We start from the raw sequence: 24,412 nt of genomic DNA on the forward strand, positions 1-24,412 counted from the left end.
CCTGGTCCCACTCGGTGTCCCACTGCAACCGCGATGCCTGCTCGGCCCAGAACGCCTCGCGGTCCGCATCGGCCTGGCCGTAGAGCGCCGACGTGGCGTTGGCCTGCGCCGCGAAATCCTCGGACGGTGCGAATCGGTCGTGGGCTTCGTTGCTCACGGACACTCCCTGATGCTCGGTGCGCGGTACTGGGCACGCAACGTAAGCAACTCCCGTGATCTCTGGCACCACCTGCGCGACCGATCGTCGTGCTGACGGGTCCGAACGCCCCTGCACCGCGACGAGCGGCGGATGAGCGGTCTCGCTCACGTCAGCCGAACGGATTAGCATCCCAGCATCCATCAATGGCGATTTGGGGATCTCGATGCCGGTACCGACCAACCGCACGCCGTCAGGCGCGTGGTCGTTGCGGCGCTCGGACTCCGAATCGGTGCTGCGCACCGCGCGCCGCCTGGCCGTGAACCTCCGCGCCGGTCCCGCCGGACCCGGGGTGCCCAGCGCGCTGCGCGACCTCCGTCGGCTCCTCGACGTGAACGCGGTCGGGATCAGCGACCTGTCCGGGTCGCTGCAGTGGTCCGGCAGGTCCAAGGCCGAGCCGGACGCGGTGACCTCGGTGGCCGACGTGCTGCACACCGAAACCCGCAGCGGCCGCCCACCGCTGGTGGCCATGCCGCTGCTGGTGCAGGAGGAGCTCGTCGGGGTGCTGGTCATCGACGGCGAGGTCCGGATGTCCGCGGTGCGCGAAGCCACCGCCTGGGTCGAGGACGCGCTGGAGCACGGCAGGCTGGAGCACTCCGCGGAGCTGGCCGCGCAGTCCGAGCTGCGCGCGCTGCGGGCCGAGATCTCCCCGCACTTCATGTACAACGCGATGACCGTGATCGGCTCGCTCGTGCGCTCCGACCCCGAGCGCTCCCACGAGCTGATGCTCGACTTCGCCGAGTTCATCCGCTACGGCCTCGCCCGGCACCGCGACTACACCACCGTCTCCGACGAGTTCCACGCCATCGAGACCTACCTCGCCCTGCAGCGGGCGGTGCTGGGGGAGCGGCTGCGGGTGCAGATCCGCGTCGCGCCCGAGGTGCTGGCCGTGGCGATCCCGTACCTGGTGCTGCAGCCGCTGGTCGAGAACGCCGTGCGGCACGGCATGGAACCCCGGTTCACCCCGGGTTCCGAGGGCGTCGGCACCGTGCAGGTGCGCGGCGAAGCCGAGGGCAACGACCTGGTCATCAGCGTCGAGGACGACGGGGTCGGCATGGACCCCGCGCACGCCGAGGCGATCCTCGCCGGGCACGGACCGGCCGACTCGGTCGGGCTGGCCAACGTCGACCGGCGGCTGCGCAGCGTCTACGGGGCCTGGTACGGGCTGGTCGTGGAAACCGCCGAGGGAGCGGGTACCCGAGTGGTCGTCCGCGTCCCGCGATTCCATCCGGGAGTGGTGCCGAGTTGAGCGAAGGACTGCGCGCGCTGGCCGTGGACGACCTCCCGCCCGCGCTCGACGAGCTGTGCAGGCTGCTGCGGGAGGCCCCGGAAGTCGCCGAGGTCGCGGCGGCCTCGGACTCGCTGAGCGCGCTGCGCACCTTGCAGAGCGACCGGTTCGACGTCGTGTTCCTGGACATCTCCATGCCCGGGCTGGACGGCATGGAGCTGGCTTCGCTGCTGGCGAAGATGAGCGAGCCGCCGGTGATCGTGTTCGTCACCGCCTACGAGCAGCACGCCGTGCAGGCCTACGACATCGGCGCCGTTGACTACCTGCTCAAACCCGTTCGCGCGGAACGGCTCTCGGCGGCGCTGGATCGCGTCACCCGGCTGCTGGCCACTGAGGACGTGGCCGAACCCGTTCCCTCGCAGCCGGACGCGATGGTCGCGCTCCCGGTCGAGACGGCGGGGCGAACCCGCTACGTGCGGCGCAGCGAGGTGCTGTTCGTCGAGGCGCACGGCGACTACGTGCGGCTGAACACCCGCAGCGGCGTGCACGTGGTGCGCATGCCGCTCTCCCGGCTCGAGGAGTACTGGGAGGGAGCCGGTTTCGTGCGGGTGCACCGCAGCTTCCTGCTGTCGCTGGACGCGGTGCGGGAACTGCGCAGCGACTCCGCCGGGGCGCTCAACGCCCACACCGACGCCGGGGACGTCCCGGTCAGCCGCAGGCACGCCCGGGACCTGCGGGAGCGGTTGCTGGACAACGCCCGTCAGGCCGAGATCACCCACCCGCGGGGGCGCGGATGAGCGGTGGGCCGAAGCGGGTGGCGGTGACCAGCCCGCAAACCCGGGTGGCGCACGCTCGCCGCATGATGCGGCGGCGTTGGCGAGCACCGCGCCTCGAACCGGGGGAGGCCCTGCGTGCCAGGTCCCTGCACCGGGCGCAGCGCAGGCTCGGCGCGGTGACGCTGCTCCTGCTGTTCGCGCTGGTCTTCGGGCTTCCGCTGGTGTTCGCCGCGGCTCCGGCGCTCGACGAGGTGCGGGTCCTGGGCGTCCCGGTCTCCTGGGCGCTGCTGGTGCTGCTGCCGTTCCCGGCGATGGCCGCGCTGGCGCGGTGGCAGCTGCGCGCGGCCGAGCGCGTCGAGGAGCGCTGAGCCGTGTTCGCGCTGCTGGCCGTCGCGGTCGTCGTGCTCCTCACGCTGCTGATCGGGCTGCGCGGGGTGGCGGCCATGCGCACCACCTCGGACTTCCTGGTCGCCTCCCGGCAGGTGTCTCCGCTGGTCAACGCGGCGGCGGTCTCGGGGGAGTACCTCTCGGCGGCGTCGTTCCTCGGCGTGGCCGGGCTGATGCTGTCCAACGGCGTGGGCGCGCTGTGGTACCCGGTGGGGTTCACCGCCGGGTACGTGGCGATGCTGGTGCTCGTCGCCGCCCCGATGCGCCGCTCCGGTGCGCTGACGGTGCCCGACTTCGCCGAGGCCCGCTTCGCCTCGCCCGAGCTGCGGCGGCTGGCCGCGGTGGTGGTGCTCATCATCGGCGGGCTGTACCTGGTCCCGCAGTTCCGGACCGCGGGACTGGTGCTCAGCGTCGTCAGCGGGACGCCGTACTGGGTGGGCGTGGTCATCGCCGGGACCGCGGTGTCGGTGACGCTCGCGCTGGGCGGCATGCGGGCGGCGACCTACGTGCAGGCGTTCCAGTTCTGCCTGAAGCTGCTGCTGTTCGTGATCCCGGCGGTGTGGCTGGTGCTGCAGGTGGGCCCGGCGGTGCGGCACGAGGCGCTGCACCCGGTGCAGTTCACCCACTTCGCCGAGGACACCCCGGTGACGTTCCGCGTCGCGGTCGACCTCGACGTCACCGAGCCGGTGACCGCGCGCGACGCCGAGGGACGGCCGGTGCCGCTGCCGCCGGGCGCTCACGAGATCGAGGCGGGGCGGACGCTGACGTTCCCCGCCGGTGCGGCGGTCCCCGAGATCGACGGCATGGACGTGCCGGGCGGGCCGGACTGGCGGCGACCGCTGCTGGACCTGGAGAACGCCGGTCATCCGCTCCTGGGGACCTGGGCGGTGCTGGTGGCCACCATGTTCGGAACGATGGGGTTGCCGCACGTCATCGTGCGGTTCCACACCAGTCCCGACGGGCGAGCGGCACGCCGGGCCGCGGCCATCACCGTGCTGCTGCTGGGCAGCTTCTACCTGTTCCCGGGCATCTACGGCGCGCTCGGCCGGGTGCTCGTGCCGCAGCTGTACCTCTCCGGCGTCACCGACTCGGTCGTGGTCGGGCTGCCCGCGCAGGTCGACACCGGCTGGGTCGGCACGGTGTTCACCTCGCTGCTCACGGGCGGGGCGTTCGCGGCGTTCCTGGCGACCTCGCTGGGCCTGCTGCTGGTGGTGTCCGGCGCGATCTCCCACGACCTCACCCCGGGCGGTCTCGGCCAGCTGCGCTGGACCGTGCTGGGTGCGGCGGCCGTGGTCGTCCTGCTCGCGCTGCAAGCGGCCCACCTGTCCGCCGGCGTGCTCGTGACCTGGGGGTTCACCGTCGCGGCCGCCACGTTCTGCCCGCTGCTGGTGCTGGGCATCTGGTGGCCGCGGCTGACCCGGACCGGAGCGCTGTGGGGCGTGCTCGTCGGGCTGACCGCCACGTCGGGAGCCATCGGCGCGACCCTGTTCGGCCCGCAGCTCGACGGCGTACCCGCGATCCTGCTCGCCCAGCCCGCTCCGTGGGCGGTCCCGCTGTCCTTCGCCACCATGATCGCGGTCTCGCTGCGCGGGAAGACCCCGACGTGGGCGGAGACCGCCGTGCTGCGCCTGCACCTGGACGAACCGTCGCGCTCCCGAACGCGATGTTGAACCGCAGGTAACGGGCCGGAGACGGGCGCGACCGCTCGTCCCGGTCGGCGCGCCGTTCGTCGACCGTTCGTCTCGTGCGGCGGTCATCGGTCCCGGACGGCTCCCGCTGCTGCTCGCGGCTTCCTTAACGTGGCGCTCCTCACACGTTAGGGAGGATCCGTGAGCACCACCGACTCGGCCAATCCGCCGCCCACCGAAGATGTGTGGCACGAGGCCCACGCCAGCGAGGACTTCGCCTTGCTGCGCCGGCGGCTGCGGGCGTTCGTCTTCCCGGTCTCCGCGCTGTTCCTCGTCTGGTACCTGGTCTACGTGCTGCTGGCCGACTACGCGCACGGCTTCATGTCGATCAAGCTCGTCGGCAACATCAACATCGGGCTGGTGCTGGGCCTGCTGCAGTTCGTGTCCACCTTCGTCATCACCACGATCTACGTGCGCTACGCCAACCGGAACCTGGACCCGGTGGCCGAACGCATCCGCGCCAAGGTCGAAGACGCCTCCTGAAAACCCTGAGGAGTAGCTGGGATGTACCACCTCGCGCAGGGGTTGCAAGGAAGCAACCCGCTGCTCAACATCGGAATCTTCGCGGCCTTCGTCGTGGTGACGCTGGTCGTCGTGCTGCGCGCCAGCCGCAACACCCGCAGCGCGGCCGACTACTACGCGGGCGGCCGCGCGTTCTCCGGGCCGCAGAACGGGATCGCGATCGCCGGTGACTACCTGTCGGCGGCGTCGTTCCTCGGCATCGTCGGCGCCATCGCGCTCTACGGCTACGACGGGTTCCTGTACTCCATCGGCTTCCTGGTCGCCTGGCTGGTGGCGCTGCTGCTGGTCGCCGAACTGCTGCGCAACACCGGCAAGTACACGATGGGCGACGTGCTGGCCTTCCGGATGCGCCAGCGCCCGGTGCGCGCCGCGGCGGCGACCTCGACGCTGATGGTCAGCTTCTTCTACCTGCTGGCGCAGATGGCCGGTGCGGGCGTGCTCGTCTCGCTGCTGCTGGGCGTGTCCAGCGGGAGCGGGCAGGCGCTGGTGATCGCGATCGTCGGCGTCATCATGATCGTCTACGTGCTGGTCGGCGGCATGAAGGGCACCACCTGGGTGCAGATCATCAAGGCGGTGCTGCTCATCAGCGGCGCGGCCGTGATGACGGTGTGGACGCTGGGGCTCTACGGCTTCGACTTCTCCGGCCTGCTGCAGGCGGCGGTCGATCGGGCGTCCTCCGGTGAGAAGCTGCTCAACCCCGGTGCCAAGTACGGCAAGTCCGAGACAAGCAAGCTGGACTTCCTGTCCCTGGGTATCGCCCTGGTGCTGGGCACAGCGGGTCTGCCCCACGTGCTGATGCGCTTCTACACGGTGCCGACCGCCAAGGAGGCGCGGCGCTCGGTGGTGTGGGCGATCTGGCTGATCGGCCTGTTCTACCTGTTCTCGCTGGTGCTGGGCTACGGCGCGGCGGCCATCGTGGGACCGGAGACGATCAAGAACGCGCCGGGTTCGTCGAACTCCGCGGCACCGCTGCTCGCCCAGGCGCTGGGCGGACCGCTGCTGCTCGGGTTCATCGCCGCGGTCGCCTTCGCCACGATCCTGGCCGTGGTGGCGGGGTTGACCATCACCGCGTCGGCGTCGTTCGCCCACGACATCTACGCCAACGTGATCAAGCGCGGGAAGGTCGAGGACAAGGACGCGGAGGTCCGCGTCGCGCGGATCACCGCTGTGGTCATCGGCGCGGTCGCCATCGTCGGCGGCATCCTGGCCCGCAACCAGAACGTCGCGTTCCTGGTGGCGCTGGCCTTCGCCGTGGCGGCTTCGGCGAACCTGCCGACGATCCTGTACTCGCTGTTCTGGAAGCGGTTCAACACCTCCGGTGCGCTGTGGAGCATCTACGGCGGTCTGGTCACCACCGTGGTGCTGATCGTGTTCTCCCCGGCGGTGTCCGGGACCGAGGACTCGATGCTGCCGAACGTGGACTTCCACTGGTTCCCGCTGCAGAACCCGGGTCTGGTCTCGATCCCGGCGGCGTTCTTCTTCGGGTGGTTGGGCACGGTCCTGTCCAAGGAGCACCTGGAGGACAAGTACGCCGAGATGGAGGTTCGCTCGCTGACCGGCGCGGGCGCTGAGAAGGCGTCCGCACACTGACCGTCGTCCTGCACGGCGGTCCCCGGTGGGCCGGGGCGCGATCCCCTCTCGCGCCCCGGCCCACCGCGCGTTCCAGGCGCTCGCAGAATTGAGTCCGGTCGCGGAATGCGGTTCGGCCGCAGAATGACGAAGAGGAATCAAAGACTCCGTTTCGGGTGGGCAGGTTCACCCCTTTCCCGTCAGGGCCGAAGGCGCGCAGGCGAGGATCCGGCATCGGCCGTTCGCCTCCGTCGCACGGGCGCTGTTCGCGGCTCGTGGTTGGTGCGAACGGGTTCACCGCGCCTGCTTTGGGCGAATTCCGGTGAGGTCCGCAAGGCTTTGGCGAAAAATGCTCGTTCCCGCGACGAATAGTTGATTGCGGGTGAAACCAGGCTAATCTTCTTCTCGTCCGATGATTTCTCTGGCCCCACTGGCACTTTATCGGCTCACTCATTGATCGGTGGTCTGACCGATCGCCTTGATCGACTCCCTTGCAGCGGATCCCGCGCGCCCGGATCGGGCCGCTGATCCCTGAGCGAAAGGCGTCCGATGAAACCCAGAACCGCAGCACGAATCACCGGAGCGGCGCTGGTCGCCGCTGGAACGGTCGCAGCGCTGACCGCACCCGCGACCATCGCCGAACCCGCCGGTCCACCGGTGTCGCCGGAGCTGGTCGCGGCCATGCAGCGCGACCTCGGCCTCACCGCTGACCAGGCCGTGGCGCGGCTCGGCCAGGAGGCCGTCGCCGCACGAGCGGACAGCGCGCTGCGCGAGGCGCTCGCGGGCAGCTACGGCGGCTCCTACTTCGACGCGAACCTGGGCAAGCTCGTCGTCGGGACCACCGACGCGGCGAAGTCCGACGAGGTGCGCGCGGCCGGTGCCGAACCCCGGCAGGTCGCCGCGAGCGAGCAGCAGCTCGACGGGATCGTCGAAGCCCTCAACGGCCGCGGCGCGCAGGCCCCCGCGGCGGTGACCGGCTGGTACGCCGACGTGCGGGAGAACGCCGTGGTGGTGACCACCCGGCCCGGAACCGCCGAGCAGGCAACCGGTTTCGTGCGCGACGCGCAGGTCCCGCAGGAATCGGTGCGGGTGGTGGAGTCCCCCGCGCAGCCGGAGACCTACGCCGACGTCGTCGGCGGCTACGCCTACTACACCGCCTCCGGCGCGCGGTGCTCGATGGGCTTCGCGGTCCAAGGTGGATTCGTCACCGCGGGCCACTGCGGTGCGCCGGGTGGTGCTCTCACCCGGCCGACCGGATACTTCGCCGGATCGTCCTTCCCCGGCAACGACTACGCCTTCGTCAACACCGGCAGCGACGACACCGGATACCCCCTCGTCTACAACTACAACAACGGGTACGTCCGGGTGTCCGGGTCCGCGGAAGCCCCGCTGGGTTCGTCGATCTGCCGCTCCGGCTCCACCACGGGCTGGCACTGCGGCACCGTGCTGGCCAAGAACCAGTCGGTGCGCTACCAGGAGGGCACGGTCAGCGGGCTCACCCGGACCAACGTCTGCGCCGAACCCGGAGACTCCGGCGGTTCGTTCATCTCGGGCAACCAGGCCCAGGGGATGACCTCCGGCGGCTGGGGTGACTGCCGCACGGGCGGCGAGACCTACTACCAGCCGGTCCGAGAAGCCCTCTCCGCCTACGGGTTGACCCTCCTGACCCAGTAGGTGGTGACGCTGTTGCTGCGACCCGGCCGACCACCGGGTCGCAGCAACGCGTTCCCCCCGAGGGATTCCGCTCGCTCAGGAAGGCACCAGGGCCTTGGCAGCGAGCGGGACGCATTCGCAGGTCACCGGCAACTCCGCGAACCGCTCGCCGTCGGCGTAACCCGTGACTCCCGGGGTCGACAGGTGGACCCGGCCGGCGCGGTAGGTCGTCACCTGCGGGTGCTGGACGTGCGTTCCGGGGTAGATCGTGGGCAGCAGCCGCACGATCTGGTCGCGCCGGGCCGGTCCGATGACGGTGACGTCGAACAGGCCGTCGTCGGGCACCGCGTCCGGGCAGATCCGCATGCCGCCGCCGTAGGTCTGGCCGTTGCCGACCGCGACCAGGATCGCCTGCGTCGACACCTCCTGGCCGTCGAGCTCCAGGACGTAGTCCAGCGGACGCAGTCGGGCCAGCTCCACGAGCATCGCGAGGTTGTAGCGAAGCTTGCCGCGCGGCCACTTCAGCCGGTTGGTGCGCTCGGTGACCAGGGCGTCGAAGCCGCCGGCGAACGCCGTGCCGAACCAGCGGTCGCCGACGCGTCCCAGGTCGATCGGGCGCACGGCGCCGTCGAGCACCACCTGCGCGGCGGACACCGGGTCGTGGCGCGGGACGCCGAGCATCCGGGCGTGGTCGTTGCCCGTTCCGGCGGGGATGACGCCGAAGGGCGTGTCCGTCCCGGCGACCGCTTGCAGCGCGGTGTTGACGACTCCGTCGCCGCCGCAGGCGACCAGCGCCCCGGTCCCCGCCGCGACGGCTCGGCGTGCGAGCGCCAGCGAATCCGCCTCGTCCCGGCCCACCAACACCGTCGCCGACGCGCCGGACGCCCGCAGGTGTCGCAGCGCGCGCAGCGCGACGGCGGCGGTCCGGCCCTGGCCGGAGCGCGGGTTGACCAGCAGGGCGATGTCGGTGATCACGGGATCAGCTTGCCGGGGTTGAGCACGCCGGAGGGGTCCACAGTGGACTTGACCGCCCGCAGCACCTGGACGCCGAGCTCGCCGATCTCGTCGGTCAGCCACGCGCGGTGGTCCACGCCCACGGCGTGGTGGTGGGTGATGGTGGCTCCGGATCGGCTGATGGCGTCGCCCGCCGCGCGCTTGGCCCGCATCCACTGCGCCACCGGGTCCTCGCCGCGCCCGCAGGCCACCGTGAAGTACAGCGACGCACCCGTCGGGTACACGTGCGAGATGTGGCACATGACCAGCGGAGGGGTGCCCTGCGCCTGCAGCGACTCGGTGAGCGCCGCGCGCACGGCGTCGCAGGTCTCCGCCAGCCGCGACCAGGTGCACGCGGTTTCCAGCGTCTCCACCACGGCGTTGACGTCGAGCAGCGCATCGCGCAGGTACGGGCCGTGGTAGCGGCCGTGGTCCCACTTCTCGGCCGGTCCGGCGCCCAGCGAGGAACCGCCGGCTTCGGCGAGCAGTTCCGCCACCCGCGGGCGGGCGGCGATGCGGGGCCCTTCGTAGCGCGTGATCATCAGACATCCGCCGGTCTGCTCGCCGCTGCCGACGTCGTGCGCCGTGGCGAGGTTGATCATCGTCTCGGCCTCGTCGGAGAGCCGGGCGACGGTGGGCAGCGCGCCTTCCTGGGCGAGCAGCCGCAGCGCCTTCGCGCCGGTGGCGAAGTCCGGGAACGACCAGGCCTCGGATTCCACCTCCTGCGGCGTCGGGTGCACTCGGACGGTCACCTCGGTGATGATCCCCAGCGCGCCCTCCGAGCCGAGGAAGAGCTGCCGCAGGTCCGGCCCCGCCGCGGACGCGGGAGCCCGGCCGAGGTCGAGCTCGCCGTTCGGGGTCGCGACGCGCAGCCGCACCACCTTGCCGTCGAACCGGCCGTACCCGGCCGACGCCTGGCCGGAGGAGCGCGTCGCCGCGAACCCGCCGATGCTGGCGTGCTCGAAGCTCTGCGGGAAGTGGCCCAGGGTGAAGCCGTGCTCGGACAGCAGGGCCTCGGCCTCCGGGCCGCGCAGCCCCGCCTGCAAGGTCGCGGTCTGCGACTCGGCGTCGACCTCCAGCAGGCCGTCCAGCAGCCGCAGGTCCAGGGCGATGACCGAGCTGAAGCCACCGCGCTCCGGCTCCACGCCACCGACGACGCTGGTCCCGCCCCCGAACGGGACCACCGCCACCCGGTGCTCGGCGCACTGCGCCAGCACCGCGCACACCTGCTCGTGGGAGCCGGGCAGCACCACGGCGTCGGGCGCGGACTCCGCCTCGCCGGCGCGGCGGCGCAGCAGGTCCGGGGTGCTCTTGCCGCCCGAGTGCAGCAGCCGGGTGTCGTCGTCGGTGCGCACGCCGTCGTCACCGACGATCGCGGCCACCGCCGAGCGGACCTCGGCGGTCAGTCGCGATTCCCCGACGCGCACCTGGGAGCGGCTCACCGATGGGGTGTCCCGGCGTTCCACGCCGAGCCCCTGCTCGATGAGGGTGCGCACCTCCTCGGAAACGGGGCTCGCCCCCTCGGCGGTGCCCCAGGCGTTCCACTCCTGCTCCGGGGTGCGGTGCTCAAGTTCAGTCATGCGTTACAGTTTTACATATGACGTCAAGCCGTAACGAAGATGCCATCCTCGACGCCGCGAAGCAGTGCGTGCTCGCGGTCGGCATGCGGCGCACCACCCTGGCGGAGATCGCCCGCCGCGCAGGGGTGAGTCGCCCGACGGTCTACCGGCGCTGGCCCGACGTGCGAACGCTGTCCGCGGACCTGCTCACCCGCGAGCTCGTCGCCCTGATCCCCGCCGACACCGGGGAAGGGACGCGCGAGCACGGGATCGACGGGATCGTGCGCACCGTGTCGGCCGTCCGGCAGCACCCGCTGTTCGTCAAGATCCTCGAAACCGACCCGGAGCTGCTGACCACCTACGTGTTCGACCGGCTCGGGGCCAGCCAGCAGCGCATCCTCGACGTCCTCACCGCCGCCATCCGCAGCGGGCAGGACAGCGGCACGATCCGCCGAGGAGACCCGGACGAGCTCGCCGCGATGGTCCTGCTGCTGGCGCAGTCCGCGGTCCTGTCCGCCCGCATCGTCTCCGACGCGCTCCCCCCGGAACGCCTCGACGCGCAGCTGCGCGTCGTGCTCGACGCCTACCTCAGCCCCCAGGAGTGATCTGATGATCTCGCTGAACGCCGCCCGGCGCACCAGGGACCTGACCGAGCTCGCCGACGGGGACGAGGTCGACCTGCTCGTCGTCGGCGGTGGTGTGACCGGCGCGGGCGTCGCGCTGGACGCCGCCTCGCGCGGCCTGAGCGTGGTGCTGGCCGAGAAGCACGACCTGGCCTTCGGCACCAGCCGGTGGAGCTCGAAGCTGGTGCACGGCGGACTGCGCTACCTGGCCTCCGGCAACGTCGGGATCGCCTACGAGAGCGCCGTGGAACGCCGCATCCTCATGGAGCGCACCGCGCCGCACCTGATCCGCCCGCTCCCGCAGCTGGTGCCGCTGCTCTCGGGCGTCGGCGCGAAGCAGGTAGCGCTGGTGGCCGCCGGGTTCGTCGCGGGCGACCTGCTGCGCCGCGGCTCCGGGACCTCCGGATCGGTGCTGGCCCCGCCGCGGCGGGTCTCCCGCGTGGAGACGCGGCGGATGGTGCCGACCGTCCGGCAGGAAGGGCTGCGCGGCGGCCTGCTGTCGTGGGACGGTCAGCTCGTCGACGACGCGCGGCTGGTGGTCGGCCTCGCGCGGACCGCGGCGTCGCACGGGGCTCGCGTGCTGACGCGCTGCGCGGCGGAGGAGGTGACCGGTGACGGTGCCGTGCTGCGGGACCGGCTCACCGGCGAGACCGTCGACGTCCGAGCCCGGAAGGTGATCAACGCGGCCGGGGTGTGGGCCGGCGAGGTGGCGCCGGGACTGCGCCTGCGCCCGAGCCGCGGAACGCACCTGGTCGTCTCCGACGCGGTGTTCGGCGGGCTGGACGCGGGGCTGACGGTGCCGATCCCCGGCACCACCAACCGATTCGTGTTCGCGCTTCCCGCCGGCCACGGCAGGGTCTACATCGGACTCACCGACGAGGAGCAGGACGGCCCGATTCCCGACGTGCCGACCGCCTCGGCCGAGGAGATCTCCTTCCTGCTGAAGACGGTCAACTCCGTGCTGGCGCGACCGATCCGCGAGCAGGACGTGCTCGGCACGTACTCCGGCCTGCGGCCCCTGCTGGACGCCGGTGGCGGTCAGAGCTCGGACCTCTCCCGCGAGCACGCGGTGATCACCGGCGACAACGGCGTGATCAGCGTCGTGGGCGGGAAGCTGACGACCTACCGCAAGATGGCGCAGGACGCCGTGGACGCCACCGCGCTGACCACCCGGCCGTGCCGCACGCGGGAGCTCCCCCTCGTCGGCGCGGCGAGCTCCGCACGACTGTCCACCGTGGACGCTCCGCAGCGGTTGATCTCCCGCTACGGAACGGAGGCGACGGCCGTGATCGCCGAGGCCGGCGGTGACCGGCGACTCCTGCAACCCATCGACGGGGTGGACATCACCCCGGCCGAACTGCGCTTCGCGGTTCGGCACGAGGGCGCTCTCGACGTCTCCGACCTGCTCGACCGGCGCACCCGGCTCGGCCTGGTCGCGGCCGACCGCGAGCTCGCGACCAACGCCGCCGAGGAAGCGCTGAGCCTGGGCTGACGGCACCTGGCGTGGCCGCCGGACTAACGCGCGTGGCTGGGGGAGGCCGTGCGTGGTGGTCCGGCGAGGTCGCTCTGGGCGTAGACCTCGGTGAGCACGCGCAGTGCTTTCGTGGCTTCGCGGGGGCTGATCCAGAACGGTTCGTCCTCGTCGAGCCGGGCGTAGAAGTCGCGGATGAGCGCTTCGTGGGACGCGCCCCAGTAGGAGCGACCGTTCGAGCCCGACCGGCGTTCGGCCACCGTGCGGACCCGCCCGTCGGCGTGGGTGATGGTGAGGTCACCGCGGATCGAGAGGGTGCCGCGCTCGGCGGTGATGTCGAGGGTGACAGGTGCGTGGACCACGTTGGCCAGCGAGCCGAACACCAGGCTGCGCGCTCCGCCGTCGTGGGTCAGCAGCATCTCGGCGGTGTCCTCGACCTCGATGAGGTGCCGGCGGGTGGAGGCGCGGCCCTGGACGTCGACGACGTCGCCGACGAGCCACTGCACCAGATCGAGGGTGTGGATGGCCTGGTTGATGAGCAGCCCACCACCGGCGGTGGCCCACCTGCCGCGCCACGGTTTCGCGCGGTAGTAGTCCGGGGTGCGGGTCCACATCACGGTCGCGGTCGCGCCGAGCACCGGGCCCAGCTCGCCGGAACCGAGCACCTCGCGCGCGGCCTGCGCGGTGGCGTTGTACCGGTTCTGGAAGCACACGCCGACCCGGCTGCGGCCGCGCTCGGCGGCCTCGACCAGGCGCTCGGCTTCGTCGAGGGTGTGGGCGAGCGGTTTCTCGACGAGCACGTGCACGCCGGCGTCGAGCAGGTCCAGGGCCACGGGCGCGTGCTGGTGGTGCGGAGTGCAGACGTGGGCGACGTCGGGGCGCACCGCGTCCAGGAGAGCGCGGTGGTCGGCGAACCCGGCGACGCCGCAGCGCTCGGCCGTCGAGGTCAGTGCCGCGGGGTCGGTGTCGCACACGGCGACGAGCTCGACGTCGTCCAACGCCTCGATCGCCTCCAGGTGCACGGTCGAGACGTCGCCGCACCCGATGACGGCCGCTGTGATCATCGGTGCTCGATCCCTTCCTCCTTCAGCAGGGCCGTGAACGCCTGCCACGCCTCGGTGAACAGCTCGGGACCGGAGAACCCGCCGAGGCTGTGCGCCTGCGACAGGTGCGGTTCGAGGGAGAAGAACCCGTCGAAGCCGTCCTCGCGCAGCGCCCGGACGGTCTCGGCGACCTCGCCGTCGCCGCGTCCTGCCGCGCACACCTCACCGTCGGCGAGGTGCGCGTCCTTGATCTGGACGTACTCCAGGTGCGGGCGCAGCGCTGCGTAGCCCTCGGTGAAGGGCCGCACGCCCACCTGGACGAAGTTGGCGGCGTCCCACGCCGCGCGGAGGTTCGGCGACCCCACCGATTCGAGCAGGTCTACGCAGCGGCGGGGGATGTCGCCGTAGATCTCCTTCTCGTTCTCGTGCAGCAGGACGACGCCGCCCCGCTCCGCCACCTCGGCGAGGGCGCGCATGCGGCGCAGCACCTCGTCGCGGGCGTGGTCGGGGTCGCTGCCGGGGCGCATGAAGAACGAGAAGACCCGGATGTAGGGGGCGTCGAAGCGGTGCGCGACGTCCACGGCGTGACGGGCGCGGTCGAGGTGGGCCTCGAAGTCCTCGTCGAGGAAGATCTTGCCGATCGGCGATCCGATGCTCGACACCCGCAGGCCGCGGGTGTCGAGCAGGTCCTTCGCCCGGGTGAGCTGCTCGTCGTCGAGGTCGAGAACGTTGGTGCCCCACGCGCTGCGGAACTCCAGGTACGACAGTCCGAGCTCGCCGAGCAGCGAGGCCTGCTCGGTGAGCTCGGGCGAGATCTCGTCGGAGAATCCCGAGAGCGTCCACATGCGGGGTGCTCCTCACTGAGCCGGGTCGAGAGGTCTTCCCCACCATGATGGGTGATCCACGGCACTCCTACGGGTTGCCGCTTGTTGCCACGCCCGACCGGAGCAACGGCCGGAAACAGCTGGCAACCCGTGGCCGTCCCGGGGACGAGCGCGCAGAGTCACCAGTGCACCTCTTCGGCAGGAGGCGCGGCCACTCGCTCGCGAGACGAAGGAGAAACGCCCATGTCCAGGAAGGTCCGGCTCGGGATCATCGGTTTCGGGGCCCAGGGCTCGGCGTACGCGAAGTTCATCGAGGACGGCCTGGTCCCCAACGTCGAGATCGGCGCCATCGCCGACGTCCAGGCCGCCAGGCGGGAGGCCGCTGCCGAGCACGGCGTCCCGGTGCACGAGGACCACGAGTCGCTGCTGGCCGGGGGAGAGGTGGACGCCGTCGTGACGACGGTGCCGCACTACCTGCACCCGCAGATCGGCATCGACGCGCTGCGGGCCGGTGTCCACGCGCTGGTCGAGAAACCGGCCGGGGTCTACACCAAGCAGGTCGAGGAGCTCAACGAGTGCGCCGCCCGGCACCCCGAGCTGACGTTCGCGATCATGTTCAACCAGCGCAACAACCCGCTGTACCAGCGCATCAAGCAGATCGTGGACGACGGCGAGATCGGCGCGATCCGGCGGACGAACTGGATCATCACCACCTGGTGGCGCCCGCAGGGCTACTACGAGCAGTCGGCGTGGCGCGCCACCTGGGGCGGTGAGGGCGGCGGCGTCCTGGTCAACCAGGCGCCGCACCAGCTCGATCTGTGGCAGTGGATCTGCGGCGTCCCGAAGTCGGTGTACGCCAAGGTCGCCTACGGCTTCCGCCGAGACATCGCCGTGGAGGACGAGGTCACGGCCGTGGTCGACTACGGAGGTGGGGCCACCGGCACCTTCGTCACCGCCGTCCACGACCTCGCCGGGACCGACCGGCTGGAGATCCTCGGCGACCGCGGCAAGATCGTCGTCGACGGTTCGAAGACCGCCACCGTCACCCGCCTGGTCGACGACGAGCGCGCGCTCTCGGACCGCATGGGCATGGACGACGTGCGCAAGCTCTTCAAGGGCGAGGTGGACCCGACGACCTACTACTCCCAGGAGGTCATCGAGTTCGAATCCGCCTGGGGCGCCCAGCATTCGGGCGTTCTGGAGAACTTCGCGGCGAACGTCCTCGACGGCACGCCGCTGCTCGCGCCGGGCAGCGAGGGCGTCAACGGGGTGCGGCTGGCCAACGCGATCCACCTGTCGAGCTGGCTCGGCCACGAGGTCCCGCTCGACTTCGACGAGGGCCTCTACCTGGCCGAGCTCAACAAGCGCATCCGCGCGGAGGGCGAGTTCCCCGAACGCCCGGCAGGCGCCTGACCCCGCAGCAGGACGCCCTGGCTCCGCCTCCCGCAGGCGGAGCCAGGGCGTCCTGTTGTCGGCCGGGAGAGCAGGTCAGGAGGGGGTTCGGCTGCAACTACTGGCAACCGCTTCTGTCCCGCTGTGACGTCTGTCGCAATGGTGTGCACCTCGGGCTGGACGACGGGTGAGCACCGATCGTCACCGCCGCCCAGCCTCTCGCACCCGCGGTCGCCCAACGACGAGCGCCCGGCGAAAGGACGTACCCGATGAGCGTGAACCACGCGGACGGTTCCGACTCCTCCGGCAGAGCGAACACCGGCAACCTCACCGCGGCCCCGGAGGAACCCGGTGCGGCACCCGTGAAGGGCCGTGGCAAGGCGATCGGCTCCCTCGCGGCGGCCAGCGCGGTCGACAACTCCGAGAACAGCCTGATCAACACGTTCTTCCCGCTGATCCGCGACGCCTTCGGGCTCAGCCTCGGCGCCCTGGGCATCATGGCGAGCCTGTCGCGGTTCGCCCGCATGATCGCCGGACCGCTGTGGGCCATGGCCGCCGACCGGTTCGGCCGCAAGAAGGTGCTGTTCATCGTCACCGGTCTCTGGGGCGCGTGGACCGCGGCGGCCGGCCTCGCGCCGAACTTCACGACGCTGCTGATCCTCTACAGCATCGGCGTCCTCGGCACCGTCGCCTCCGAACCGATCACCAACGGCCTGCTCAGCGACCTCTTCGACGACGAGCAGCGAGGGCGCGCCTTCGGCACGGTCCGCTCCCTCGGATCGCTGATCGGCATGGGGCTCGGGCCGGCCATCGCCCTGTTCGCCAACGATCCCAACGGGTGGCGCTACGGCATGTTCGCCATGGGCGGGCTGAGCGTGCTGTCCGGCTTCGCCATCCTGGTCTTCGTCCGGGAACCGCAGCGGCGCAGCGCCGTGTCCGACGATCCCGACGTGGGTCGGTTCCGCCTCGCCGACGCCGTGAAGCTGTTCAAGATCCCCACGATCGCGCTGCTCGGCGGGATGCTGCCGCTGGTGACCAGCCTCGTGCTGTTCACCTACTTCGTGACGTTCATGGTCGACGCCCGCGGTTGGGGCGTGCCCTCGGCCGCGCTGCTGTACTCGGTGTTCTCCGGTGGCATGGCGCTGTCGTCCTTCTTCGGCGGGTTCCTCGGGGACTGGTTCGTCCGGCGCTTCGGCCACAGGGGACGGATCATGCTGATGCAGCTCTACCTGGTCGCCGTGGCCGGGATGTCGGTGGTGGCGCTGCAGATCGACTGGGGCAAGGGCATCGTCGCCTACGTCGTGATGTTCCTGTTCGGCCTGATCATGCTGATCGGCTTCTCCGCCTGCGTGCTGCCGATGGTCTCGGCGGTCGCCCCCAAGCAGCTGTCCGCGACGGCCTTCGCCGTGCTGTTCTCCCTGATCCAGGGCGGACTTTCGGCGCTGCTGACGCTGGCCATGGGATTCCTCGGCGAAACGCTGGGCCTGACCCAGGTCATGCTCTACCTCGTGACCGTTCCGTACCTGCTCAACGCGGTGTACTGGTTCGCCTTCTACAAGACCTACCCGAAGGACGTCGCCAGGCAGGACGAGCGCACGGCCGCCGTCGAAGCAGGGACCTTCTGATCCGATCTCGCACACCCCGACGACGATGGGAGAACGCATGCCAGTCCTCGGCGTTCAGATGATGATGGTCAAGCAGCAGGTCGCGGAGCAGGGCATGTTCCCGGTCCTGCGCCAGCTGCGCGACCTCGGCTACGACGCGGTCGAGGTCTCGCAGATCCCGATGGACGAGGCCAACACCGCCGATCTCGAAAAGGGCCTCACCGAGCTGGGTCTCGACGTCGGAGCGCTGTCCGTCGCGCTCAAGCGCAACGCGTTCGCCACCGGCGACAGCCTCGACACCGACTTCGACAAGATCGTCGCCGACTGCGGGCGCCTGGGCACCCGCTACGTGCGGATCGGGATGATGCCCTACGAGGCGATGGCGTCCAAGGACGCCTGCGAGGCGTGGGCGGCCGAGTGCGAGCAGCAGGCTCGGCGACTGGCCGGCGAGGGCATCACCCTGCTCTACCACAACCACCACGTCGACCTCGCCCAGTTCGACGGTGAGCGGATCTTCGACCTCGTGCGCAGAGTCGCGTCCACGGTGGCCTTCGAGGTCGACCTGTACTGGGTGCAGCGCGGCGGCATGGCCCCCCGGGACATGCTCCGGCAGTACTCCGGCGTGTGCAAGACGATTCACGTCAAGGACTTCCGGGTGCTGCCGCTGCCGCCGGAGGCGGTGGACCTCATCGCCTCGGGAGACCCCGAGGACCGGGCGAAGTTCATGACCCTGTTCAACACCAACGTGCAGTTCGCGGAGGTCGGCCAGGGGAACATGAACTGGCCGGACCTGCTGCCCGCGGCCGAGCTGGCGGGGGCCGAGTACTTCTTCGTCGAGCAGGACGACCAGTACGGCCGCGACCCGATGGACTGCCTGCGCGACTCCCGCGAGTACCTCCGCAGCATCGGCTACTGACCGCACTCGATCGTCTCCCCGCGTGAGGGCTCGTGCTCCGCCTCACGCGGGGACTTGACACGCTGGAAGCGGTCTGGCTAACGTTCCGGCCCGACGGGCAGGACCCGTCGCACAACAGAACATTCGCTCGCGGCTCGCCGCGAGTGGTTACTAGAGACGCAGAGAACAGTAACCCGTGCACGCACCGGGGGACTGTTCTCTTTTTTCATGCCCGGAATCGGTTCTCCCGCCGATCCCGAGCACCCGCACTCACCACAACGAGGTGGCCACGATGAGAACTGCCCGGGACTGGGCGAGCTACCTGATCCTGTCGATGACGGCGGGGATCATCTTCCAGGTCGCCTACATCCGGTTCGTGTTCCTCGAACCGACCTACACCGCGCTCGGGCTCACCGGCCAGGAGTACGGCACCGTGATGGCCGTCTTCGGCGCCGTCGCGGCGGTGATGTACTTCTTCGGCGGCTGGTTCGCCGACCGCTTCTCGCCCCGCTCGCTGATCGTGGCCGCGCTCGCCGGAACCGGTGTCGCCGACCTCTACCTCACGACCACCCCGGGCTTCACCGGTGTGCTCGTGGCGCACGTGGTGATGGCCGTGACCGGCATGGCGCTGTACTGGTCGGCGCTGGTCAAAGCCATCGGCATGCTCGGGGACACCTCGCAGCAGGGCAGGCTGTTCGGCTTCCTGGAGGCGGTGCGCGGCGTGACCTCGACGCTGATCGGCGGGTTCGGGGCGGTGCTGGTCGCCCGGGCGGTCGTGCCCTCGGACGGGTGCTGGCGCTGATCCGGATCTACGGCGTGCTGGCCTTCGTCTTCGCCGGGCTGGTCTGGTGGGTCGTGCGGGTCGACCGCGAACGGCTCGCCGCGCTCGGGAGCAGCGCGCTCACCCTGCGGCAGCTGCTGGACGCGGCCCGCAACCGCTACACCTGGCTGCTCGGCGGCTCGATCATGCTGATGTACTGCTTCTACACCACGCTCGGCTACTTCTCGCCGCTGCTGGAGAACGAGTTCGGCATGGCCGCCGGGCTCATCGGCGCCATCGGGGTGGCCCGCACCTACGTGTTCCAGTTCATCGGGGGTCCGCTCGGCGGGGTGTGCGTGGACAAGATCACCCGGTCCACGGCGGGATTCCTGCGCTGGATGTTCGTGGGCGCGGCGGTCATCTCGGCGGCGTTCCTGCTGCTGCCCAGGCAATCCGGGCTGAAGTGGGTGGCGCTGGTGCTGATGTTCGCGCTGTGCCTGATGGTCTTCTGCAGCCGCGGGGTCTACTGGGCGGGTGTCGCCGAGGTCGGCATCCCCGAGCGGCAGCGCGGCGGTGTCATCGGCCTGGCCTCCGGCCTGGCCTACCTCCCGGACGCGTTCCTGCCGCCGCTGGCCGCCTGGTGGACCGGAGACCCGGCCGCCGGTGTGCCCCAGCGCGGCGGCGGGTACGACTCGATGTTCCTGTTCCTGGTGGCCGCCGGGGTGCTCGGCGCGGTGCTCACCACGATCATCCTGCGGTCGCGACGGGCGCGCGAGGCCACCGGCCCCGAGTTCGCGCCGGCCGCGTGACCACTTCCCACACTCAAGAAGGGCGATTCATGGACATCCGCGACTTCTCGCTCGACGCGTTCTCCCTCGCGGGCAAGAACGCCGTCATCACGGGCGGCAACACCGGCCTGGGTCAGGCGTTCACGCTGGCCCTGGCCAAGGCGGGCGCCGACGTGTTCGTCCCCAGCGTGCTCGACGACGACGGCACCACCCGCGAGCTCGTCGAGGCCGAGGGCCGGCGGATGGAGTTCCTGGACGTCGACATCACCGAGGCCGGGGCGCCTCGCCGGGTGATCGAGGACTGCGTCTCCCGGCTCGGCTCGGTGGACGTGCTGGTCAACTCCGCCGGGATCTGCCGGATGGCGCCGGTGGAGGACTTCGGCCGCGAGCAGTGGGACCCGATGCTCGACGTCAACCTCACCGCGCCGTTCGAGCTGGGCCGCGAGGCGGCCCGGTTCATGACCGAGCAGCGCTCCGGCAAGATCATCAACATCGCGTCGCTGTTCTCGTTCCTCGGCGGCCAGTGGTCCCCGGCCTACGCCGCGACCAAGCACGGCATCGTCGGGTTCACCAAGGCCTACTGCGATGAGCTCGCGCAGCACAACATCCAGGTCAACGCCCTCGCCCCCGGCTACTTCGCCACCGCGATCACCGAGCGCACCCGGGCGGACGCCCAGGCCAACCAGCGGGTCCTGGACCACATCCCGGCCGGGCGCTGGGGCGAGGTCGCAGACCTGATGGGCGCCACCGTCTTCCTGGCCTCCCGCGCTTCCGACTACGTCAACGGGCACGTGCTCACCGTCGACGGCGGCTACCTCACCCGCTGACGCATCCCGCAACCCACACGGAGGAAACCTTGACCGCACCAACGGCATTCGACAACGACGAGATCGTCGCGCGGCTGCGCGAGATCGTGGGCGACGAACGGGTGGTGACCGACGAGCAGGTGCTGCGCGAGGCCAGCGTGGACCGGTTCAAGAAGTACACCGCGGTCCACGGCATCTTCGACGGCCCGCTGCCCAGCGCGGTCGTGCGCGCCGCCGACACCCGGCAGGTCGCCGAAGTGCTGGCCTTCGCCGACGAGCACCGGATCAACGTGGTGCCGCGAACCGGACGCACCGGCACCGAGGGCGGGCTGGAGACCAGCGTCGAGGGCACCATCGTGCTCGACGGCTCCGAGATGGCCTCCATCGTGCGCATCGACGAGGAGAACATGCAGGCCACCGCCCAGTGCGGGGTCCCGCTGCAGGTGCTGGAGGACGCGCTGCGCGAGCAGGGCCTGACCACCGGGCACTCGCCGCAGTCCAAGCCGCTGGCGCAGATGGGCGGACTGGTGGCGACCCGCTCGATCGGCCAGTTCTCGACCCTCTACGGCGGCATCGAGGACATGGTGGTCGGGCTGGAGGCGGTGTTCCCGGACGGCACCATCAGCCGGATCAAGAACGTCCCGCGCCGCGCGGCCGGGCCGGACATCCGGCACGTCGTGATCGGCAACGAGGGCGCGCTGTGCTTCGTCACCGAGGTCACCGTCAAGGTGTTCAAGCACCAGCCGGAGAACAACCGCTTCCACGGCTACCTGATCGACGACGTGCGCACCGGTGTGTCGATCCTGCGCGAGGTGATCACCGAGGGGTTCCGGCCGTCGGTGGCGCGGGTGTACTCCGAAGAGGACGCCGCGCAGCACTTCTCGCACTTCGCCGACGGCAAGTGCGTGCTCGTGTTCGTCTCCGAGGGTCCGAAGGGGATCGTGGAGGCGACCAGCGCCGAGATCGAGCGCGTCGTCTCCCAGCACCCGCACACCGCCGTCGACCCGGCGCTCGTCCAGGCCTGGTTCGACAACCTCAACTGGGGACCCGACAAGATCAAGGCCGAGCAGGACACCATGCTCGCCGAGCAGCGCCTGGGCTACACCACCGAGGTCTCGGCGGACTGGTCCAGCGTGGGCGCGATCTACGACGCGGTGATGCACCGCATCCGCACCGAGTACCCGCACGCCGCGGACCTGACGATGCTGGGCGGGCACTCCTCGCACAGCTACCAGACCGGCACGAACATGTACTTCGTCTACGACTACGCGATCAACTGCGAACCCCGCGAGGAGATCGAGAAGTACCACAAGCCGCTCAACGCCATCATCGTCGAGGAGGCCCTGCGGCACGGTGGTTCGATGGTGCACCACCACGGCATCGGCAAGTACCGCGCGCAGTGGACCGAGCAGGAGCACGGCAGCGCGTACCAGATGCTCGTCCGGCTCAAGGAAGCCTTCGATCCGCGCGGGATCATGAACCGCGGGACGATCTTCCCCGCGGACTGAGCAGGCAGGGCGGCCGCAACGGCGCGGCCGGCCCTTCCCGCCCAGGAGATGGTTGTGATTGCGACGGAGCCGCTCAGGTTCCGCCACCGAGCGAAGCAACCGATGAAGAGATCTTGCTTGGAGAGGCGATGACGGGTTACCTGATCGGCATCGACAACGGGTCGCAGAGCACGAAGGTGACGATCTTCGACGAGCGCGGCAACCCCGTCAGCCGGGGGCGGCAGGCCTTGCGCCCCAACCACACCCCGAGTCCCGGGGTGGTCGAGCACCCCGACGACGACCTGTGGTCGTCGGTGGGTGCCGCGTGCCGCGAGGCGATGGCCGGTTTCCCGGGTGACCCGGCCGAGATCGCCGGTGTCGGGCTGTGCACCATCCGCTTCTGCCGCGCGCTGCTGCGCGCCGACGGAACCCTCGCCCAGCCGGTGCTGAGCTGGATGGACGAGCGGGTCTCCCGGCCCTACGCCCACACCGACGAGTCGGTCGCCCGCGTCACGACCTCCTCGGGCTACATCACCCACCGGCTGACCGGGGAGTTCCGGGACACCGCGGCGAACTACCAGGGCATGTGGCCGATCGACACCGACACCTGGCAGTGGTCGAAGGACCCGGAGGTGCGGGAACCGGTGGGCATCCCGCAGGAGATGCTCTTCGAGCTGGTCATGCCGGGGGAGACCCTGGGCGGGGTCACCGCGGCCGCCGCCGAGCACACCGGTCTGCCGGTCGGCCTACCGGTCGTGGCCACCGCCAACGACAAGGCCGTCGAGGCGCTGGGGTGCGGGCTGCGCGGATCGGGGGACCTGCTGATCTCGCTGGGCACCTACATCGCGAGCATGACCGTCGGCGAGCGGAACGTCCGCGGCGCCACGGGGTTCTGGACCAACTTCGGCAGCGTCCCGCACGAGTACCTCTACGAGAGCGACGGCATCCGGCGCGGCATGTGGACCGTGAGCTGGCTGCGGGACCTGCTCGGCGAGGAGGTCGTCGAGGGCGGGCGGCGAGCCGGCCTGAGCCCCGAGGAGTACCTCAACGCGGGTGCCGCGCAGGTGCCCGCGGGCTGCGACGGCCTGATGGCGGTGCTGGACTGGCTGGCACCGACCGACGCGCCGCACCGCAAGGGCGCGTTCCTCGGCTTCGACGGGCGGCAGGGGAGGTTCCACCTCTACCGCTCGGTGCTGGAGGCGATCGCGCTGACGATGTACGACCGGGCGGGCGCGATGGCCGACGAGCTGGGCACCGGCTTCGAGCGGGTGATCGTCTCCGGCGGCGGAGCGGGTGCCGACGTGATGATGGGCATCATCGCCGACGTCTTCGGCGTTCCCGCGGTCCGCACGGCGGTCAACGACGGCGCCGGGCTGGGTGCCGCGATCTGCGCGGGAGTCGGTCTCGGGCGGTTCGCCGGTGTGGACGAGGCGGTGGCCGCGATGGTCTCGGTCGGCGAGGAGTTCCGGCCCGACGAGGCGAACCACGAGCTCTACGCGCGACAGCACGAGGTCTACCGGGACATCACCCGGCACACCGACGAGGTGTTCCGCCGCTCCGCCCGGATCTTCGGCTGACTCACATCGCCCAGACGTCGGTGTTCGAGGAGGCGATGGCCGCCGCGCCGGCTCCGAGGGCGGCGACCACGTCGTCCTTGTCGCACACCAGGCCGCCGGCGATGATCGGCACGTCGATGTCCGCGCGCAGCCAGGTGATCACCCGGGGCACGCAGCCGGGCAGGATCTCGACGTAGTCGGGCTTGGAGATCGCGATCTGCCTGCCGAGGTTGTGGTAGGAGAACGAGTCGACCAGGAAGAACCGGTGCACGCCCAGAAGTCCGTGCGCGCGAGCGGCTTTCACCAGAGCGGCCTTGGAGCTGAGGATCCCGTCGGCGCCGGTGGTCTCCCGCACGAACTGGACGACGATCTCCTTGGCGACGAAGCCCTCGACGAGGTCGACGTTGACCAGGACGGTCTTCCCCGCGTCCTTGAGCCGTTGCACCAGCGACGGCACGGTGAGCACCGAGCCGTAGAGCAGGAACACGACCGGGCACTCCGACCGGAGCGCGGCATCCAGCCCGGCATCGTCCTTGACGCTGGCGATGACCGGGTTGTCGAGCAGCAGATCCTCCATGATGACGCCATGCTC

General features: G+C 70.7%; 23 protein-coding genes. 17 read left to right on the forward strand and 6 right to left on the reverse strand.

Features of this window, described 5'->3' with window-relative positions; translation table 11 throughout:
* Positions 1-163, reverse strand: a 163-nt coding sequence (locus tag KBO27_RS34480; RefSeq protein ID WP_307870716.1) for an acetyl-coenzyme A synthetase N-terminal domain-containing protein, incomplete at its 3' end; no start/stop codon positions are given.
* Positions 164-362: 199 nt separating this feature from the next.
* Here KBO27_RS34480 and KBO27_RS30280 point away from each other — a divergent pair.
* The 7 genes from KBO27_RS30280 to KBO27_RS30310 all read left to right on the forward strand — a co-directional run bounded on the left by KBO27_RS30280 (position 363) and on the right by KBO27_RS30310 (position 8,040).
* On the forward strand, positions 363-1,445 hold the full coding sequence (locus KBO27_RS30280) for a sensor histidine kinase (RefSeq protein ID WP_210973275.1): 1,083 nt from the start codon (positions 363-365) through the stop codon (positions 1,443-1,445).
* Positions 1,442-2,221 (forward strand): LytR/AlgR family response regulator transcription factor, encoded by a 780-nt coding sequence (locus KBO27_RS30285; protein ID WP_210973276.1) that lies wholly within the window; start codon positions 1,442-1,444, stop codon positions 2,219-2,221. Before KBO27_RS30280 ends, KBO27_RS30285 begins: the two co-directional genes overlap by 4 nt.
* Positions 2,218-2,568, forward strand: a complete 351-nt coding sequence (locus KBO27_RS30290; protein ID WP_132675598.1) for a DUF485 domain-containing protein — start codon at positions 2,218-2,220, stop codon at positions 2,566-2,568. The genes KBO27_RS30285 and KBO27_RS30290 overlap by 4 nt, the downstream gene beginning before the upstream one ends.
* A 3-nt stretch (positions 2,569-2,571) precedes the next feature.
* The gene (locus KBO27_RS30295; RefSeq protein WP_210973277.1) at positions 2,572-4,257 is read left to right on the forward strand and encodes a sodium/solute symporter; all 1,686 of its coding nucleotides are present in this window, start codon (positions 2,572-2,574) and stop codon (positions 4,255-4,257) included.
* Between the two features lie 159 nt (positions 4,258-4,416).
* Positions 4,417-4,758, forward strand: a complete 342-nt coding sequence (locus tag KBO27_RS30300) for a DUF485 domain-containing protein (protein ID WP_132675594.1) — start codon at positions 4,417-4,419, stop codon at positions 4,756-4,758.
* Positions 4,759-4,779: 21 nt separating this feature from the next.
* Positions 4,780-6,387 carry a monocarboxylic acid transporter gene (locus tag KBO27_RS30305; protein WP_210973278.1) on the forward strand — a complete coding sequence of 536 codons (1,608 nt, stop codon included), beginning with the start codon at positions 4,780-4,782 and terminating at the stop codon, positions 6,385-6,387.
* Between the two features lie 528 nt (positions 6,388-6,915).
* Entirely contained in the window at positions 6,916-8,040 is a 1,125-nt protein-coding gene (locus tag KBO27_RS30310) for a S1 family peptidase (protein ID WP_210973279.1), read from the forward strand.
* A 75-nt stretch (positions 8,041-8,115) separates the two neighbouring features.
* On the opposite strand, the gene KBO27_RS30315 is transcribed toward KBO27_RS30310, so the two are convergent.
* Both KBO27_RS30315 and KBO27_RS30320 read right to left on the reverse strand, forming a co-directional pair.
* On the reverse strand, positions 8,116-8,994 hold the full coding sequence (locus KBO27_RS30315; RefSeq protein WP_307870708.1) for a diacylglycerol kinase: 879 nt from the start codon (positions 8,992-8,994) through the stop codon (positions 8,116-8,118).
* A complete protein-coding gene (locus tag KBO27_RS30320; protein ID WP_246538528.1) occupies positions 8,991-10,592 on the reverse strand; it encodes an FAD-binding oxidoreductase in 1,602 nt (533 codons plus the stop codon). The genes KBO27_RS30315 and KBO27_RS30320 overlap by 4 nt, the downstream gene beginning before the upstream one ends.
* A gap of 17 nt (positions 10,593-10,609) precedes the next feature.
* Here KBO27_RS30320 and KBO27_RS30325 point away from each other — a divergent pair, with 17 nt between their 5' ends.
* Both KBO27_RS30325 and KBO27_RS30330 read left to right on the forward strand, forming a co-directional pair.
* Positions 10,610-11,176 carry a TetR/AcrR family transcriptional regulator gene (locus tag KBO27_RS30325; protein WP_210973280.1) on the forward strand — a complete coding sequence of 189 codons (567 nt, stop codon included), beginning with the start codon at positions 10,610-10,612 and terminating at the stop codon, positions 11,174-11,176.
* A 4-nt stretch (positions 11,177-11,180) separates the two neighbouring features.
* Positions 11,181-12,686 carry a glycerol-3-phosphate dehydrogenase/oxidase gene (locus KBO27_RS30330; RefSeq protein WP_210973281.1) on the forward strand — a complete coding sequence of 502 codons (1,506 nt, stop codon included), beginning with the start codon at positions 11,181-11,183 and terminating at the stop codon, positions 12,684-12,686.
* Positions 12,687-12,709: 23 nt separating this feature from the next.
* Here KBO27_RS30330 and KBO27_RS30335 read toward each other — a convergent pair whose 3' ends face one another.
* Together KBO27_RS30335 and KBO27_RS30340 are read right to left on the reverse strand one after the other, a co-directional pair.
* Positions 12,710-13,729 carry a Gfo/Idh/MocA family protein gene (locus KBO27_RS30335; RefSeq protein ID WP_210973282.1) on the reverse strand — a complete coding sequence of 340 codons (1,020 nt, stop codon included), beginning with the start codon at positions 13,727-13,729 and terminating at the stop codon, positions 12,710-12,712.
* Positions 13,726-14,553 carry a sugar phosphate isomerase/epimerase family protein gene (locus KBO27_RS30340; RefSeq protein ID WP_210973283.1) on the reverse strand — a complete coding sequence of 276 codons (828 nt, stop codon included), beginning with the start codon at positions 14,551-14,553 and terminating at the stop codon, positions 13,726-13,728. The genes KBO27_RS30335 and KBO27_RS30340 overlap by 4 nt, the downstream gene beginning before the upstream one ends.
* A 222-nt stretch (positions 14,554-14,775) precedes the next feature.
* On the opposite strand from KBO27_RS30340, the gene KBO27_RS30345 reads away from it, so the two are divergent.
* From KBO27_RS30345 to KBO27_RS30380, 8 genes are all read left to right on the forward strand, one after another.
* The gene (locus tag KBO27_RS30345; protein WP_210973284.1) at positions 14,776-15,945 is read left to right on the forward strand and encodes a Gfo/Idh/MocA family protein; all 1,170 of its coding nucleotides are present in this window, start codon (positions 14,776-14,778) and stop codon (positions 15,943-15,945) included.
* 248 nt (positions 15,946-16,193) lie between these two features.
* Positions 16,194-17,549 carry an MFS transporter gene (locus KBO27_RS30350; RefSeq protein WP_210973285.1) on the forward strand — a complete coding sequence of 452 codons (1,356 nt, stop codon included), beginning with the start codon at positions 16,194-16,196 and terminating at the stop codon, positions 17,547-17,549.
* A 37-nt stretch (positions 17,550-17,586) separates the two neighbouring features.
* On the forward strand, positions 17,587-18,444 hold the full coding sequence (locus KBO27_RS30355; RefSeq protein ID WP_210973286.1) for a sugar phosphate isomerase/epimerase family protein: 858 nt from the start codon (positions 17,587-17,589) through the stop codon (positions 18,442-18,444).
* A gap of 271 nt (positions 18,445-18,715) precedes the next feature.
* The gene (locus tag KBO27_RS30360; RefSeq protein WP_210973287.1) at positions 18,716-19,225 is read left to right on the forward strand and encodes an MFS transporter; all 510 of its coding nucleotides are present in this window, start codon (positions 18,716-18,718) and stop codon (positions 19,223-19,225) included.
* Complete coding sequence (locus KBO27_RS30365) at positions 19,213-19,992, forward strand: MFS transporter (RefSeq protein WP_210973288.1); 780 nt, start codon at positions 19,213-19,215, stop codon at positions 19,990-19,992. The genes KBO27_RS30360 and KBO27_RS30365 overlap by 13 nt, the downstream gene beginning before the upstream one ends.
* A gap of 29 nt (positions 19,993-20,021) precedes the next feature.
* Positions 20,022-20,798, forward strand: coding sequence for an SDR family oxidoreductase (locus tag KBO27_RS30370; RefSeq protein ID WP_210973289.1), 777 nt, complete (start codon positions 20,022-20,024; stop codon positions 20,796-20,798).
* 29 nt (positions 20,799-20,827) lie between these two features.
* The gene (locus tag KBO27_RS30375; RefSeq protein ID WP_210973290.1) at positions 20,828-22,285 is read left to right on the forward strand and encodes an FAD-binding oxidoreductase; all 1,458 of its coding nucleotides are present in this window, start codon (positions 20,828-20,830) and stop codon (positions 22,283-22,285) included.
* A 128-nt stretch (positions 22,286-22,413) separates the two neighbouring features.
* Positions 22,414-23,841: an FGGY-family carbohydrate kinase gene (locus KBO27_RS30380; RefSeq protein ID WP_210973291.1), complete on the forward strand. Its 1,428-nt coding sequence runs from the start codon at positions 22,414-22,416 to the stop codon at positions 23,839-23,841.
* A 1-nt stretch (position 23,842) separates the two neighbouring features.
* On the opposite strand, the gene KBO27_RS30385 is transcribed toward KBO27_RS30380, so the two are convergent.
* Positions 23,843-24,397 carry a glycerol-3-phosphate responsive antiterminator gene (locus KBO27_RS30385; protein ID WP_210973292.1) on the reverse strand — a complete coding sequence of 185 codons (555 nt, stop codon included), beginning with the start codon at positions 24,395-24,397 and terminating at the stop codon, positions 23,843-23,845.
* Between the last annotated feature and the right edge of the window lie 15 nt (positions 24,398-24,412).

This window comes from Saccharopolyspora endophytica (assembly GCF_018070075.1).
In the GTDB taxonomy this organism is placed as follows: Bacteria; Actinomycetota; Actinomycetes; order Mycobacteriales; family Pseudonocardiaceae; genus Saccharopolyspora; species Saccharopolyspora endophytica.

What these genes read in the sequence shown, in the direction of transcription:
- KBO27_RS30305 (WP_210973278.1), top strand. Translation starts at nt 4,780, where the DNA reads ATGTACCACCTCGCGCAGGGGTTGCAAGGAAGCAACCCGCTGCTCAAC.
- KBO27_RS30290 (WP_132675598.1), top strand. Translation starts at nt 2,218, where the DNA reads ATGAGCGGTGGGCCGAAGCGGGTGGCGGTGACCAGCCCGCAAACCCGG.
- KBO27_RS30350 (WP_210973285.1), top strand. Translation starts at nt 16,194, where the DNA reads ATGAGCGTGAACCACGCGGACGGTTCCGACTCCTCCGGCAGAGCGAAC.
- KBO27_RS30340 (WP_210973283.1), bottom strand. Translation starts at nt 14,553, where the DNA reads ATGTGGACGCTCTCGGGATTCTCCGACGAGATCTCGCCCGAGCTCACC.
- KBO27_RS30330 (WP_210973281.1), top strand. Translation starts at nt 11,181, where the DNA reads ATGATCTCGCTGAACGCCGCCCGGCGCACCAGGGACCTGACCGAGCTC.
- KBO27_RS30335 (WP_210973282.1), bottom strand. Translation starts at nt 13,729, where the DNA reads ATGATCACAGCGGCCGTCATCGGGTGCGGCGACGTCTCGACCGTGCAC.
- KBO27_RS30310 (WP_210973279.1), top strand. Translation starts at nt 6,916, where the DNA reads ATGAAACCCAGAACCGCAGCACGAATCACCGGAGCGGCGCTGGTCGCC.
- KBO27_RS30370 (WP_210973289.1), top strand. Translation starts at nt 20,022, where the DNA reads ATGGACATCCGCGACTTCTCGCTCGACGCGTTCTCCCTCGCGGGCAAG.
- KBO27_RS30380 (WP_210973291.1), top strand. Translation starts at nt 22,414, where the DNA reads ATGACGGGTTACCTGATCGGCATCGACAACGGGTCGCAGAGCACGAAG.
- KBO27_RS30385 (WP_210973292.1), bottom strand. Translation starts at nt 24,397, where the DNA reads ATGGAGGATCTGCTGCTCGACAACCCGGTCATCGCCAGCGTCAAGGAC.
- KBO27_RS30325 (WP_210973280.1), top strand. Translation starts at nt 10,610, where the DNA reads ATGACGTCAAGCCGTAACGAAGATGCCATCCTCGACGCCGCGAAGCAG.
- KBO27_RS30360 (WP_210973287.1), top strand. Translation starts at nt 18,716, where the DNA reads ATGAGAACTGCCCGGGACTGGGCGAGCTACCTGATCCTGTCGATGACG.
- KBO27_RS30345 (WP_210973284.1), top strand. Translation starts at nt 14,776, where the DNA reads ATGTCCAGGAAGGTCCGGCTCGGGATCATCGGTTTCGGGGCCCAGGGC.
- KBO27_RS30355 (WP_210973286.1), top strand. Translation starts at nt 17,587, where the DNA reads ATGCCAGTCCTCGGCGTTCAGATGATGATGGTCAAGCAGCAGGTCGCG.
- KBO27_RS30320 (WP_246538528.1), bottom strand. Translation starts at nt 10,592, where the DNA reads ATGACTGAACTTGAGCACCGCACCCCGGAGCAGGAGTGGAACGCCTGG.
- KBO27_RS30280 (WP_210973275.1), top strand. Translation starts at nt 363, where the DNA reads ATGCCGGTACCGACCAACCGCACGCCGTCAGGCGCGTGGTCGTTGCGG.